10 protein-coding genes are annotated in these 14,840 nt (G+C 45.1%); 3 read left to right on the forward strand and 7 right to left on the reverse strand.

Annotated features, from left to right (window positions below; genetic code table 11):
* Window positions 1-79 precede the first annotated feature (79 nt).
* The 3 genes from JHD69_RS00525 to JHD69_RS00535 form a co-directional block, all read right to left on the reverse strand.
* Complete coding sequence (locus tag JHD69_RS00525; RefSeq protein ID WP_199136191.1) at window positions 80-2,059, reverse strand: fumarate reductase/succinate dehydrogenase flavoprotein subunit; 1,980 nt, start codon at window positions 2,057-2,059, stop codon at window positions 80-82.
* 30 nt (window positions 2,060-2,089) lie between these two features.
* Window positions 2,090-2,788, reverse strand: coding sequence for a succinate dehydrogenase cytochrome b subunit (locus tag JHD69_RS00530; RefSeq protein ID WP_199136193.1), 699 nt, complete (start codon window positions 2,786-2,788; stop codon window positions 2,090-2,092).
* A 222-nt stretch (window positions 2,789-3,010) separates the two neighbouring features.
* Entirely contained in the window at window positions 3,011-4,564 is a 1,554-nt protein-coding gene (locus tag JHD69_RS00535) for a trypsin-like peptidase domain-containing protein (protein ID WP_199136195.1), read from the reverse strand.
* Between the two features lie 257 nt (window positions 4,565-4,821).
* Between JHD69_RS00535 and dapF the strand changes: the two genes are divergently transcribed.
* The gene (gene dapF / locus JHD69_RS00540) at window positions 4,822-5,607 is read left to right on the forward strand and encodes a diaminopimelate epimerase (RefSeq protein WP_199136197.1); all 786 of its coding nucleotides are present in this window, start codon (window positions 4,822-4,824) and stop codon (window positions 5,605-5,607) included.
* Between the two features lie 107 nt (window positions 5,608-5,714).
* Here dapF and JHD69_RS00545 read toward each other — a convergent pair whose 3' ends face one another.
* Both JHD69_RS00545 and JHD69_RS00550 read right to left on the reverse strand, forming a co-directional pair.
* Window positions 5,715-8,006 (reverse strand): helix-turn-helix domain-containing protein, encoded by a 2,292-nt coding sequence (locus JHD69_RS00545; protein WP_233165596.1) that lies wholly within the window; start codon window positions 8,004-8,006, stop codon window positions 5,715-5,717.
* A 31-nt stretch (window positions 8,007-8,037) separates the two neighbouring features.
* Window positions 8,038-9,867: a DUF4153 domain-containing protein gene (locus JHD69_RS00550; protein WP_199136199.1), complete on the reverse strand. Its 1,830-nt coding sequence runs from the start codon at window positions 9,865-9,867 to the stop codon at window positions 8,038-8,040.
* 147 nt (window positions 9,868-10,014) lie between these two features.
* Here JHD69_RS00550 and JHD69_RS00555 point away from each other — a divergent pair, with 147 nt between their 5' ends.
* Window positions 10,015-12,804 carry an outer membrane beta-barrel protein gene (locus JHD69_RS00555; protein ID WP_199136201.1) on the forward strand — a complete coding sequence of 930 codons (2,790 nt, stop codon included), beginning with the start codon at window positions 10,015-10,017 and terminating at the stop codon, window positions 12,802-12,804.
* A gap of 4 nt (window positions 12,805-12,808) precedes the next feature.
* Window positions 12,809-13,585: a GLPGLI family protein gene (locus JHD69_RS00560; RefSeq protein ID WP_199136203.1), complete on the forward strand. Its 777-nt coding sequence runs from the start codon at window positions 12,809-12,811 to the stop codon at window positions 13,583-13,585.
* 5 nt (window positions 13,586-13,590) lie between these two features.
* Here the strand turns inward: JHD69_RS00560 and JHD69_RS00565 are convergent, their stop codons facing one another.
* Both JHD69_RS00565 and JHD69_RS00570 read right to left on the reverse strand, forming a co-directional pair.
* Entirely contained in the window at window positions 13,591-14,088 is a 498-nt protein-coding gene (locus JHD69_RS00565) for a hypothetical protein (protein ID WP_199136205.1), read from the reverse strand.
* 55 nt (window positions 14,089-14,143) lie between these two features.
* Window positions 14,144-14,839, reverse strand: coding sequence for a response regulator transcription factor (locus JHD69_RS00570; RefSeq protein WP_199136378.1), 696 nt, complete (start codon window positions 14,837-14,839; stop codon window positions 14,144-14,146).
* Between the last annotated feature and the right edge of the window lies 1 nt (window position 14,840).

Below are 14,840 nucleotides of genomic sequence, written 5' to 3' on the forward strand. Positions count from 1 at the left end.
CTCATACACGTTACTGTTTATGATTCTTTTCTTAGCCTCGAACAAACGCACATCGCTATACGCTTATCTCAATACGCTACTATTTATAACTTCTTTGTGCTATTTTAATATTTTCGAATTTCAGTTCTTCTTTGTGCAATTCGAAGGTTCCGTCGCCTTTATTTTCCCAGGCAGCTACATAAGCGTAGTTCTCGTCGTCGCGCAGGGCTTCTCCGTCTTCGGTTTGGTACTCCTCTCTGAAGTGTCCGCCACAACTTTCGTTACGGTTAAGGGCATCGATACACATCAACTCACCTAGTTCAATAAAATCGGCCACACGACCGGCTTTTTCCAGCTCTGGGTTATATTCGTTTACGTCTCCTGGTACGCGTACATCGGCCCAGAAGTCTTTTTTCAATTGTTGGATTTCTGCAATCGCCGATTTTAATCCTGTTGCATTACGGGCCATGCCACATTTTTCCCACATAATCAGGCCTAGTTTCTTGTGGAAATGGTCTACCGATTTGGTTCCTTTGATGTTGATCAGCTTGTTGAGCGTATCTCTTACGCTTTGCTCAGCCTCTACAAATGCCGGATGATCTGTTGGAATTGCTTTTACAGAAATCTCTTTCGACAGGTAAGCGCCAATGGTGTAAGGAAGCACGAAATAGCCGTCTGCCAAACCTTGCATCAATGCCGAGGCACCCAAACGGTTGGCGCCGTGGTCTGAGAAGTTGGCCTCTCCGGTACAGTACAAACCCGGAACGGTAGTCATCAGGTTATAATCAACCCAAAGGCCACCCATGGTATAGTGAACGGCCGGATAGATACGCATCGGCGTTTCATATGGATCTTCGCCAGTAATCTGCTTATACATATCGAACAGGTTACCATACTTCTCTTTGATTACTTCTGTACCTAAACGCATGCAGGTTTCCTGATCAGGGTTATGGTTACCAGCTTTAGCGGCTTCAATACGGCCATAACGTTCTGTATTGGCTTTGAAATCGAGGTAAACCGCCAGTTTAGAAGCCCCTACGCCATAACCGGCATCGCAACGCTCTTTGGCAGCTCTCGAAGCCACATCGCGTGGCACCAAGTTACCAAAAGCAGGGTAACGACGCTCCAGGTAATAATCTCTTTCGTCTTCAGGAATTTCAGAAGCTTTACGGGTATCGTCTTTCTTTTTAGGCACCCAGATCCTGCCGTCGTTACGCAACGATTCGGACATCAAAGTCAGTTTCGACTGGTGATCGCCAGAAACCGGGATACAGGTTGGGTGGATTTGCGTGTAGCATGGATTGGCAAAGAAAGCACCTTGTTTGTTGGCTTTCCAGGCCGCGGTTACATTGCTGCCCATGGCGTTGGTAGAAAGGAAGAACACGTTTCCGTAACCTCCAGTTCCTAAAACAACCGCATGGCCGAAGTGACGCTCCAATTCGCCGGTAATCAGGTTACGAGCGATAATTCCACGTGCCTTGCCGTCAATCTTAACCACTTCCAACATTTCGTGGCGGGTAAACATTTCTACTTTACCCATCCCAATTTGGCGCTCTAAAGCACTGTAGGCGCCCAAAAGCAATTGCTGTCCAGTTTGGCCAGCGGCATAAAAAGTTCTTTGTACCTGTGTACCGCCAAAAGAACGGTTATCTAACAAGCCACCATATTCTCTGGCCAAAGGCACGCCTTGAGCCACGCATTGGTCGATGATGTTGGCACTTACCTCTGCCAAACGGTGCACGTTGGCTTCGCGGGCACGGTAATCGCCACCTTTAATGGTGTCATAAAACAAGCGGTAAGTGCTATCGCCGTCGTTCTGATAGTTCTTGGCGGCGTTGATACCACCTTGAGCCGCAATAGAGTGCGCCCTACGAGGCGAGTCCTGAAAACAGAAGCATTTTACTTTGTAGCCCATTTCGGCCAAAGTAGCGGCGGCCGAAGCACCTGCCAAGCCCGAACCTACTACAATTACTTCTAAGCTTCTTTTGTTAGAAGGGTTAACCAAGGCTACAGACGATTTGTATTTAGTCCATTTGCTGGTCAATTCTCCCTCAGGTATATTTGAATTTAATGCTGACATTATATTTAGCTTTATTCGTCCAAAATTATTTTAAAAACTCCATCCAAAGTAGATTGCAATTGGCATCAGTGCAAAAAGCAACGGAACGATGATCGAGAACCAAACACCAAGGGTTTTGATGATCGGCGTATATTTTTTATGGTTCCAGCCCAAAGTTTGAAAGGCCGAAGCAAAACCATGCAACAGGTGATAAGCCAATGAGATCATGGCCAATACGTAAAGCACCACGCGCCATGGCTGACTAAATTTGGCATGCATCACCGCATATAAATCTTCGTGGCCTGCGGCATCTAGTGGCGTACCGCCATTAAATTGCTCGATACCGGTAAAGCGCGAAACCACCCAGAAATCAGACAAGTGCACAATCAGGAACATGAGCAACAAGGTGCCCAACAAACCCATGGACCGCGAATACCATTTGCTGTTGGCATTGCCATTGTTGTAGGCATATTTTTCAGGACGGGCGGCCTGGTTTTGAAAGGTTAATCTGGCGCCCTGTACAATATGCAAAAGCAAGCCTGCCATCAAAACAACTTCCATAGCCCTGATGATCCAGTTAGTGGCCATAAAATGTGCGCCTTCGTTAAACAGTACACCGGTATTGTCAAAAAACACAAAAGCGTTTAAGAAACAGTGAACCACTAAAAAAGAGATTAAAAACAGGCCTGTGATGCCCATTATTAGTTTTTTTCCTATAGAAGAGGAAAAAGCATTTGCGATACTACCCATTAGCTTTTAATTTATATTCTAGACTGCAAAAGTATTTAAAATATGATTTAAAATAAGATTGCAGATGATAAAATCGTGACAAATAAACAATTTAGAAACATTCTAAAAAAAGAAATTGATTTTGGCAGAAATTGACATTCGCTGAAGCAGTTAGCCCACTAAAGCCCATAAAAAAAGGACAGCTTTTGGGCTGTCCTTTTTCTCAACTATGAATTTGGAAACTTAGTTCCCAAACGAAATGGTAAACATGCGGTTATCGCTAACGCCCGAAATGGTAATTTGACCATCGCGAGAAGTTGGCAGGGCTTTTTCGATATCGGCTACGCTATTTACAGACACGCCGTTTACCTTGGTAATGATGGCACCTTTTGGCACGTCGTAGTAATCAAAAAGCTGACCGGCTTTTACATCGGTAACCACCACGCCGTTTTTAAGGTTAAATTTGGCTTTGGCCGCTGCTGATGCAGGCGCAAAAGATGCACCCAATTTGCTTACGGTGGCACCTGTTGGTTTTTCGGCCGGCGCTTTGGTAGAAGCCAGGCTTACATTGCTTTCAGGCTTTAAGGTTACCGTTACGTTTTTCATTGAACCATCGGCTTTCAATACCGACAGCGCCACTTTATCTCCAGGACGCATACGGCCCACTTTCTCTTGCAGATCTGGCGAATCGAAGATTTCGGTTCCGTTTACTTTTTTAATGATATCGCCTTCTTTAATGCCTGCGGCAGCTGCGCCACCATTAGGCACAACGCCACTAACATAAAGGCCATTAATATCTTTCACTTTTAAACGTTCGGCAACGTCGGCATCCAAAGCTTGGAAGGTTACACCGATATAGCCACGTTTTACAGTACCGAATTCTTTAAAGTCTTCTAAGATTTTTTTGGCCAGGTTGATTGGAATAGCGAAACCATATCCTTCGTTTCTGCCGGTTTCTGAAGCGATAGCGGCATTGATACCGATCAGCTCGCCGTTGGCATTCACCAAAGCGCCGCCACTGTTGCCTGGATTGATGGCCGCATCGGTTTGGATATACGATTCGATGGCATTATTAGCCGGAAGGTCTGGCATCTTGCCGGTTCTTTGATACTCTTCGTATTGTTCGCGGGTTGGTTGTCGCTGTTCTCTATTCAAGATACCGATGTTTCGTGCTTTTGCGCTCACGATACCCGCAGTAACTGTGGTCTGAAAATCCAATGGAAAACCAACAGCAAGCACCCATTCGCCCACCTGCACATTATCAGAGTTGCCCATTTTTACAAAAGGAAGATCTTTTGCATCCACCTTAATCAATGCCAAATCTGTATTGGCATCCTTGCCAATTACTTTGGCCATTACTTTTTTCCTGTTCGACAAAACCACTTCGATTTTATCGGCATTGTCAACCACGTGGTTATTGGTTACGATATAGCCATCAGGGGTTAAGATTACACCCGAACCCGATGCGGCTCTTGGCACACGTTGCATTCTTCGGCCGCCGCCACCAAAAAACTGTTCAAACATATCGTCCATGCTGCCACCGCCTTGCTCGGCATCGCTGTTGTTATTGCTGTAAGTAGTCCTGATGTGTACTACCGCCGGAGATACTGCTGCTGCCGCTTGTACAAAATCAACCGAACCTGATGAAGCCACCTTGATCGGGTTGTTGGCAAACATCATGTTTTGTTTCTCTGCTAATGAGTAGCTATCGTTTTTGCGCTCCAATAGTTTATAAGCGCCTATTGCAACTGCCCCACCTAAGAAAGCAGCCAACACTATTAATCCTATTTTTTTCATTTGCTAATTATTTACTTTTATTTTAACAAGCCGGCAACAGCTTTCTTGGCCTCTCCCCCCGGGCGGTTGGCTCAGCTTGCTTTCGCCGAAAATGTATTATTTACTTTTTTACTGATGTGTTACTCAAAATTAATACCATATAAACGATATTTGTATCATTCGAACATCCTAATTTTTGTTAAAAAATGTTAAATCAAATTTAGATTTGGATTTTCCGTTTTCCACTAACAAATATTTTATTTTTAAATGAAGAAAGCATGAACATCAAATTCTCCAAATACCAAGGCGCCGGCAACGATTTTATCCTGATCGACCACCGCATGAGCCCGCTCGAAAACATTGATAACGAGCTCGTAGCCCAGCTTTGCCACCGCAGGTTTGGCATTGGTGCCGATGGCTTGATGTTTTTGCTGGACCATGAGGATTACGATTTTGAAATGGTGTACTATAACGCCGATGGCAAACCTGGCAGCATGTGCGGCAATGGCGGTCGTTGCATCGTGGCTTTTGCCAAACACTTGGGCATTTTTGACAGCGAAACCAATTTTTTGGCAGTAGACGGCCCACATTATGCCAAAATTACAGCCGAAGGCGATTGGGTAGAGTTGCAGATGATCGATGTTGAACAGGTAGAAAAAGACGGAGATGCCTTTGTACTGAATACCGGTTCGCCACATTATGTAGCGCAGGTAAAAAACCTGGCTTCCTTAGATGTTTTTAACCAAGGCAAAGCCATCCGCAACAACGAAACCTACCAAGCCAATGGCATCAACGTAAACTTTGTAGAACCTAAACCCGACCGTTTGTTTGTCCGTACTTTTGAGCGTGGCGTTGAAGACGAAACCTATGCCTGTGGCACCGGCGTAACGGCAGTTGCCATGGCCATGGCCAAGCACCAGCAACAAATTGGCAAAGTAGAAACACCTATTGAGGTTTTGGGTGGCAAACTGCAGGTTAACTTCAATTACGATGGCCAAAAATTTACCGATGTATTTTTATGTGGCCCTGCCGAAAAGGTTTTTGACGGAGAACTGGATATATAGCGAAGGGCGTATAGCGTATTGACACAGGATTAATAGCTAATTTTTACCGCCTCTTGGGTACGGCGCAAAATATAAAATATGTTGTCATACCAAACAAACTACCTTCTTTAGCTATCGGCCAGGTACACGGCTACCGCAATCTTGATTTCGCTGAAACTGTAGGATTTGCCCAAATGCTCGCGCAGATCGTTGAGTCTGATGGTTTTGAGCGTGGTGATGGCCTCCAACATCCGGTCGAGCCTTTTTTGAGACACCAAATCGCTTCCCTTGATTTCGTGCTTGGCTACAAAATGAGCCAGATGGCCTTCAATAGTTCCTAAGCTCATTTTTCGCTCTTTGGCAATTTCTTCGGCAGTTTTGCCTTCCTTAAACAAACCCAAGGTCAGTTCTTTGGTATCGGGCTTAGGCAAGGCCGGCGCTTTACTTTTCTTTTTGCTTTTGAGCTTGGTGTAGCCATCGTCGCTGTTAAAATCTTCTTTGCCACCCGAATAGGCTTGTCTGATTTGTTCGTTGCGTTTAGGGTTGCGGTGCAAGGCTACAATGTCTTCTTTGGTCAGCTCCCTGTTTTCGCCTGCAGCCACCAACATAGCCTTTGCTTTGTTGATTTTTTTAGATTGCTCGTCAAACATCAGTTCCATTTCGAGCAGTTCAAACAGGTATTCCTTGGTTTGTTTTTCGGTTTTTACTTTTTCGATCAGTTCAAAAATCGAATCGCTCATCGCCATCAATTGTGGCGTAAAATATTGCGTTGCGGCTTCAGTACGCTCGAGCAAAAGCCCAAAACCTTCGGCGGTACCGGCGCCGGCGCATAAACGCTCTAGTTGCTTTAAAAACTTATCGGCATGAGCCCTTAGCGCAATGAGCGTTTGTTGCAGCTTCACGGCCCAGCTCAAATGGGTTTGTTTGGCCGATCGCTTTTCGTCTTTGGTATAGCTAAACACATGCTCAAACACATAATTATCCAACGTGGCAAAGTTGAAAGCCTGCAACAGCGAATGGCGCATAAACGCAAAGCTTTCTCTTTTGATCTGTACGGCCAGGTCTTCCTGTTGCTGCTTGGTCTTGGCAAAATAAGTTACATTTTGATCTTGACGGATGCCACGGTCGGAAATGAGCGAGGTGAGCACCAGCCCGTCCAGCGAGCGGAGCCTCGACAGCGCTACATAAATCTGCCCGGGGGCAAAGGCATCGCCAATATCGATAATGGCTTTATTAAAAGTAAGCCCCTGACTCTTGTGTACGGTAATGGCCCAGGCCAGCTTGAGCGGAAACTGGGTAAAAGTACCTGCAATTTCTTCTTCAATCTCATTGGTGGTTTTATTTACCGTATAACGTACATTTTTCCAGGTATACCTTTCCACACTCAGCCGTTGTCTCGAATCTTCGAACTTGACTTCTACCAAATCGCTTTCCAGTTTGGTTATCACGGCTATCTTGCCATTAAAAAAGCGCTGTTCGCCGGTTGGATCATTTTTGATAAACATCACCTGTGCGCCAACCTTCAGCTCCAATATCCGTTCGGCCGGATACGAACTTTCGCTAAATTCGTCGGTAATCGTTGCCTTATAAAAAGACGATTTCCCTTCCAATTCGGCCAGGCTGTTTTTGTTCAGCGCATCGGCCTTGTTGTTGTGGGTGGTTAGGGTAATGTAGTTGTCTTTGAGGTCGGGCTGGTAGTTTTGCCGGTAATACGATTTAAGCAGGGCTACATCGGCGACAGTGACCTGGTTGTTGCGCAGGTTATTGAGCAATTGGATAAAAACCTCGTCGGCCTGCCGGTAGATTTTTTCAAGCTCGATGTAAATAGGCGGCGATTGCTCGAGCACCAAGGCATCAAAAAAGAAAGCGCTTTTGTAAAATTGGGCCAAAAGCTCCCATTCGGTATTTTTTACTACCGGTGGCAACTGGTGCAGATCGCCAATAAACAATACCTGGACCCCGCCAAAGCCCGAATTGTTTTTGCGCACATAGCGCAGCACCATATCGATGGCGTCGAGCAGGTCGGCCCGCAGCATGCTCACTTCATCGATAATCAAAAGCTCCAAATCCAACAAGATGCGTCGTTTGGTGGCGTTCATGTGCAGGTGCTTGATAATTGATTTGGGAGTATGGTAATGCTGATAGGCGCCCAACTGCTGATCGGGCACTACTTTAGGCAGAAAAGTTCCGAAAGGCAACTGGAACAAGGAATGGATGGTTACCCCGGCCGCATTAATGGCCGCAATGCCCGTTGGCGCTACAATAACTGTTTTTTTGTGGGTTAGCGATACCAAATTACGCAGAAAGGTAGTTTTTCCGGTACCAGCCTTGCCGGTAAGGAAAATATGCCTCGACGTTAAATTGATAAATTTGGCGGCCAACTCTGCCGGCTGGAGCGCTTCCGGTACCTGTATCATCATCACTTATCTTTTACCCTTTTTTGTTGCGAACCTAACGCTTTTTAACGAGTACGCCACCCTGAAATTCCATCCAGGAGAAATCTTTGTCTGATTTTTTGAAGGTGCCATTCACGTTGCCGAGTACCAAAGTAACCGTAAAATCCCTCGTTTGCTGCGTCAATTGCATTTCTTGCCACGGAATGTCTTTTTTATTCATATCGGCAGTGTAATCGTTCTTGTATTTGAAGTAGAGCTTTTGGGCCAGGGCACGCAGGTCAAACACCAAGGGTTCCTGCTCGTTGATGGTAAGTTTCAACTGGTACTCATCTCTTGCCTTGCCGGTATTATTTCGAGACAGGTACTCGAACTTGAACTTGGCACCTGCAAAACTGCGCTGTTGGTCATCGCTATAAAATGCCGAAGGGAAGTAAATATCGTAGTCTTTCACCACAATCCCGACGTTGCTTTCGCTGTCAAAATTAAATTGTACACTTTCATCGTCGAAATTAATGTCCTTGATTTTGAGCAAGGCCAAAGCGGTATCGGTTTTTTCTTGTTTGATTTCGTACTTGTATATGACCGTACCATTGGCAAGCTTCTTGTCTATCTTCTGTTCGATTTGCTTTAAATCGGCCTTGGTAAAGCTTTGCAACGAAGTTAATCCATGCTGTTCTATCAGGTAGCGAACCACTTTCGGCCGTTCTTTCATCGCCTGCTTGCTTTGCTGGTGCATCAGTCGCTTAAGCCTGGCCAACTGCGAATACCTGGCTACCGAAAAAGCACTCTGCGGTCCGTAAACCGTTAGCAAGGCCAATACACAAAGACTGATGGGAATAACCTTGATGTTCTGCTTTTTGCTGAGCAGAAAATAAGCCGTAATTGCAGTTAGCCAAAGTGCCAGTACAATCAGAACGTAACGCGACTCGGTGATGCCATAATTGCCTACCCTTTTTACAATGGCCAGCACGAGCAGTACCAGCAAAGGGATAATCATGAGGTAAAAGAAACGCGAAAACAGCCTAATCCAGCCATTGCCTTCACGTTCCCTGATCGGGTAAACCAGCAGCAGCGACAAAATGCCAAAAACCGAATAGCCCAATACCAGGGTAGAAACAAGGCCTTTGGGCAGTTGCCAGGCAATGGCAATTTTGATTTCGTACACCAATAAAATAGCCAGGTAAATCGTTACCAAGGGGATGAGCACATATTGCGTAAAGATCTTGAGCGCCTTTGGATAATCTTGCTCTTTTTCGAGGCTATCGAAATCAGAAGGCACGCCGGCCAAAAAGAAAACGGTAGTAAAGCCGGCGCTCACAAAGGCCAGTAGCTTCATGTACCATTTGTAATTGATGTCGACATTAAACAGCCCATTGATGGCAAACAAGGCAATGGCCAGGCCTGCATAGAGCACTCCGGCATAAAAAGCCGAAGTTAAGAAGCGCAAAAGGAGGGTCTTGTTGTACTGCCAGAAGCCATTCAGGTTTGCGCGGCCAATAAAAGGCGCAAAAGCGACCAGCAAATGAAAGGCAAAAGCCAGTTGCAGAATGCGGTAAATATCATTGGCATTTTTCCAGGGATGGAGCAAAAAGTACAAAGCCACACAAATTGCCAAGGCCAAAAGCCTAAGCCCCCATTTCCTGCCCTTTGCATAACCATGCGATTCGGCAAAAAGATCGGCAGACAGCAAAAGCGTAAGCGCCAAGTTAGCCAGCAAAAGCAGCTTAATCAAAACATTGGCCAAAGGGGTATTTTCGCTGTAATTGAGTTCGCTAAGCCAGCACCAAATGATGGTTGATGAAACTGCAAGCAGAAATTGCAAAGGGAAGCGCACAAATACGCCAGCAGCCCCTCGCCAGAGCATTTGTATCGAAGGTAGTTTCATAACGATAAATGTAATTAAATATTCATCATGTTTTCGGCCCCGTAACAAATGTTAAAAAATGTTATCAAATGTTAAAAAACCATAACTAAATTTTTAGTATTAATTTTTTAGTTATATTTTAGCATCAGCCAAACAAAACAAACCCCGATGAAATTTATCCGTCTAGCCATTTTCTTAACAATGTGCTACACCAGTGTTGCGCACGCGCAAAATCCATTTGCTATTAAGGGAATCGTAATCGACAGTGCCGGCAACAGCAAACTCCACTATGCAACCATCAGCATTCTCCATGCAAAAGACTCAACGCTCTATAAATTTACCCGGGCAACCACTACGGGCTCTTTTGCTATCGAAAACATGAAAAAGGGAAATTTCATTCTCTTGCTCACCTATCCCGAATATGCGGATTATGTAAATCCGTTCACCTTGGATTCGGCCAAAACAAGCATCGATTTCAAAAGCATCAACATGAAATCGAAGGCCAAATTGCTGAACGAGGTTATCATCAGAGGCCAAGCCGCAGCCATTAAAATCAAAGGCGATACCACCGAGTTTAATGCGGCCAGCTATTCGATACAGCCCAACGACAAGGTAGAAGACCTGCTCAAAAAAATGCCGGGCATACAGATTGACAAAGACGGCAAGATCACTGCCCAGGGCAAAGCCGTACCCAAGGTATTGGTTGATGGCGAGGAGTTTTTTGGCGACGATCCTACCCTGGTCACTAAAAACCTAAGAGCAGATATGGTAGACAAGGTGCAGCTTTATGAAAAATCAAGCGACCAGGCCGCTTTTACCGGTGTTGACGATGGGCAGAAAACCACGACCATCAACATCAAGCTGAAGGAGGACATGAAAAAGGGTTATTTTGGCAAAATTGATGCAGGCTATGGCACCAAGGATTTTTACGAAGCCCAAGCCATGTTTAACCTGTTTAAAGCCAAGCAGAAATTGGCTGTGTATGGCACTTCGGGCAACAATGGCAAAACCGGTCTCGGCTGGGACGATTCCAATAAATATGGTGGCGGCAGCAACAACATGGAAATATCTGGCGATATGATTTTCTTTAGTGGCGACGACGACGAAATTGATGGCTGGGAAGGCCAATACTATGGCGAAGGTATCCCAAGAGCTAACAATGGCGGGGTGCACTACGATACCAAATGGCGTGGCGACAAAGAAAGCCTCAACACCAATTACAAAATTGGGGAGATGGATGTGAAACTCAAAAAGAACACCTTAAACCAAAGAAACTTGCCTACCGACATTAACTTTAGCAACAGCGATGAGGCTTCAGACAAGAGCATTTTTCGCCAAAAGCTTGACGCAACCTATACCATTAAACTGGATACTACCTCTAACCTGAAAGTATCGATAGACGGAACGCTGAAAAAGAGCAGCAACGAGAGTGATTTTTCGAGCATCACCACGAGAGAAAACGGTTCGAAACTGAATACCAGTGAGAGAAGCAATGATGTTGATGGCAATGAACAAGTCTTCAACATCTCTGCCTTCTACAACAAAAAGCTCAAAAAACTTGGCCGTAACTTTTCTATCAGCTTAAGCCAAAGGATCAACAAAAAAGACAACGAAGGTTATATCAAATCAGATAATGAGTTCTTTGATGAGAATGGCCTGCCCAAAAGCAGCGAGCTTGTAGATCAGTTTAAAACCAATAAGACCAATATAGCTGCGTTTACCTCAAACTTTACCTACAACGAACCTATCAGCAAGTTCTTCTCGCTGGTATTAAATTATGGCTTTAGCGTTAACAACAGTACTTCAGACCGGAAATCATTTAACCAATCGGCCCCCGGCAACTACAACTTGCTAGACCCGGAGTTTAGCAACGACTTTGAGGCTACCCAATACACTAATCAGGGTGGTGCTATTTTCAACTACAAGAAAGGCAAAACCGTACTTGGATTTGGAACCAAGGTAAACGCGGTTAACTTTGACCAGTACGAAGCGCTTTCCAATACAAGGTACAAAAGAAGCTTCTTCAATTGGCTGCCACAGTTAAATTATCAATACAAGTTTTCGTCGCAAAGAGCGATCAGGTTTGGCTACAATGGCTATATGCAGCAGCCTATGGTTGACCAGTTGCAGCCAGTTAAGGTAAATACCGATCCCTTAAACCAGCAATTGGGCAATCCCGACCTTAAGCCGTCTTTCAGCAGCAGTTTCTCCCTCAACTATAGTTCTTACAAGGTTATCAGCAACCAGTCTTTTTACTTAAACGGCTATTTTTCTTTCACCAACAACGCCATTGTAAACAACACGACTACCGATGGGGATGGAAAATCGGTCTACCAATCGGTTAACCTCAACGGAAAGACGCCGGTATCTTATAATTTTTATGCTGGCTTTAGCAGAAAGCTAAAGTTCGTTGGCATGGATGCCGGCCTAAACATCAATGCTGGCGGCAATACCGGATACAGCTATATCAATGGCCAGTTTAACGAAACCACCAGCAAAAGGTTTGGCCCAAGGGCAAGCCTGAGCAGGTATAACGACAAATTTGAAATCAGCTTAGGCTTTGGTCCCAGCTACAATGCCCAAGAGGCATCGTTACAGCCAGAACGTAGCAACAAAGGCTGGGGCACGGCAGGCAATGCCTACGTAAAGGTTATTTTGCCTAAAAAGATCGCTTTGCAAGCTGATGCCGATTATACCTATACGCCGAGCTCTAAATCATTTAACAGCAGCTTTGAACAAACCATCATTAACGCTTCGATTTCAAAAAGCTTCTTCAAGAAAGAAGACCTGAAACTGATGTTAAGAGGCAACGACTTACTCAACCAGAACAGGGGCTTTAGCCGCAATGCATCGGCCAACTCTATTGTACAAACCAGTTACAACAACATCAGCAGGTATTTTATGTTCTCGCTGGTTTGGGATTTCAGCAAAATGGGTGGCGCACCTCAAAAAAATTAAGACCATGAAAATCAAACATATTCTAACGATTGTTATTTTGGCTTTAACGAGCCGTACTTTATATGCCCAAAACGCCCGTTTCGTTACACAAGGGGTAATTGAATACGAAAAAAAGGTAAACATGCTGGCCCTCATTACAGAGCGCATCAAAAAGAGCAAAGACGACACGTGGGGTCAAAAAATACTGGAAGACTATAAAAAGAACAAGCCGCAATTCAAGATCCTAAAAAGCAGCCTGACTTTCTTAAACGGCAAAACTTTGTTTACGCCAGTAGCCGAAGAGGTCATGGAAAACAGCTGGTTCGATTTTGAACAGGCCAAGCAAAACAACGTACTTTACACCAACACGCTAAATGGCACCAGCACCGTACAGAAGAAAATATTCGAAGAAACCTATCTGGTAAAAGACAGCACCCGCAAAATCAACTGGAAGCTAACCGACGAAATCAGGAACATTGCCGGCTACGACTGCAGAAGGGCCAATGCCGTGATTATGGATTCGATTTATGTGGTGGCATTCTATACCGACGAAATCCCGGTTTCGGGCGGACCAGAATCTTTTACCGGATTGCCTGGCATGATTTTAGGCCTTGCCCTGCCTAAAGAGCACATTACCTGGTTTGCTACCTCGGTAAGCGATCAGCCCGTTACCGAAGCCCAGCTAAAGGAACCTACAAAGGGCAAGCCGACCGACAACAAAAAACTTTCGATTATTTTAAAAGATGCCTTAAAAGATTGGGGCGATTATGCGCTCGATATCTTAAGGGCTGTTAGTATTTAAATCTTTTACGGCTGAACTGTTGCCGAGCCTGCCGACTGAGCGGAATGATTTTGTTTGGCAACCACGTGCATACGGTAGCAGGCCCATAACCATACCAACAACATAGGCAACATCCAAAACAAAGAGCCCAGCACAAATGCAAGTACAAATTCCTGTAGGTTTTGGGTGGCCAAGCCACTTAAAATAGTTACGGCAAAGGCCGGTATGGTGACGAACAATACAATGATAACGGTGTATTTAAGGGCAACCCACACAAAATGCTTTCGTTCCAAAATAACAGAACGGCCCGCGCGCTTGCCATAAATATAGGTAAGCCCAAAAAGCACGATCAAAATTCCGATTACCCGAACGCTTAAAACGGCATCCATAAAGAAAAGAAAACCGTTGGCAAAATCGCCACGTGTTTCCTGATACATAAAAAACAGCAGACAAAGTACGACGAGTATTGCCGTTTTTTGTAGAGCCTGCTTGTAGCCAATGCGCTTGGCCTCCTCTAAAGTCATGTGATTAGGTTAAAGGGCGGAAGATATGAAAAACCTGCTATTTCTTGGCACGCGACTAGTTCACCAATAGCTTGTAGCCCTTGCCATGAACGTTCAGGATTTCTACCTTAGGATCTTCCTTCAGGTATTTGCGCAGCTTGCTCAAGAAAACGTCCATGCTGCGGCCATTAAAATAATTATCGTCGTGCCAAATGCTTAACAGGGCTTCTTCCCGGGTTAAAACAGTATTTTTCTTGAGGCAGAGCAGCTGCAAGAGTTCGGCTTCCTTGGTCGATAGCTTTTGCTGCTGGCCGTTAAAGTGGATCAGTTGCGTGGTATAATCGAAGGTATATTTGCCAATCAGGAATTGGGTTTGTACCGGTTCGTTGCTCACGCCTTCTTTGGCCGCCACACGTTTAAGCAGGGCGTTGATGCGCAGCAACAATTCTTCGATGCGAAAAGGCTTGGTAATGTAATCGTCGCCCCCCAGATCGTAGGCCGAAGCCTTGTCTTCCATCATGGCTTTGGCGGTAGCAAAGATAATGGGCACCTGCTGATTGGTTTTCCTGATTTCCTTGCCCAAGGTAAAGCCATCTTTTTTAGGCATCATCACGTCTAAGATACAAAGGTCGAACTGCTGCTTAGAAAAAGCCTTCAGACCTTCTTCACCATCAGTACATAGCACCACATCGAATTTGCCTTTCAGCTGCAAATAGTCTTGCAGCAACAGGCCCAAGTTAGGGTCATCTTCTACCAATAGGATCTTCTTCATC

It is taken from the genome of Pedobacter sp. ASV12, assembly GCF_016429155.1.
Classification (GTDB): Bacteria; Bacteroidota; Bacteroidia; order Sphingobacteriales; family Sphingobacteriaceae; genus Pedobacter.

Coding starts and splice junctions, on each gene's coding strand:
- dapF (WP_199136197.1), top strand. CDS start 4,822: ATGAACATCAAATTCTCCAAATACCAAGGCGCCGGCAACGATTTTATC.
- JHD69_RS00550 (WP_199136199.1), bottom strand. CDS start 9,867: ATGAAACTACCTTCGATACAAATGCTCTGGCGAGGGGCTGCTGGCGTA.
- JHD69_RS00570 (WP_199136378.1), bottom strand. CDS start 14,839: ATGAAGAAGATCCTATTGGTAGAAGATGACCCTAACTTGGGCCTGTTG.
- JHD69_RS00530 (WP_199136193.1), bottom strand. CDS start 2,788: ATGGGTAGTATCGCAAATGCTTTTTCCTCTTCTATAGGAAAAAAACTA.
- JHD69_RS00535 (WP_199136195.1), bottom strand. CDS start 4,564: ATGAAAAAAATAGGATTAATAGTGTTGGCTGCTTTCTTAGGTGGGGCA.
- JHD69_RS00555 (WP_199136201.1), top strand. CDS start 10,015: ATGAAATTTATCCGTCTAGCCATTTTCTTAACAATGTGCTACACCAGT.
- JHD69_RS00560 (WP_199136203.1), top strand. CDS start 12,809: ATGAAAATCAAACATATTCTAACGATTGTTATTTTGGCTTTAACGAGC.
- JHD69_RS00545 (WP_233165596.1), bottom strand. CDS start 8,006: ATGATGATACAGGTACCGGAAGCGCTCCAGCCGGCAGAGTTGGCCGCC.
- JHD69_RS00565 (WP_199136205.1), bottom strand. CDS start 14,088: ATGACTTTAGAGGAGGCCAAGCGCATTGGCTACAAGCAGGCTCTACAA.
- JHD69_RS00525 (WP_199136191.1), bottom strand. CDS start 2,059: ATGTCAGCATTAAATTCAAATATACCTGAGGGAGAATTGACCAGCAAA.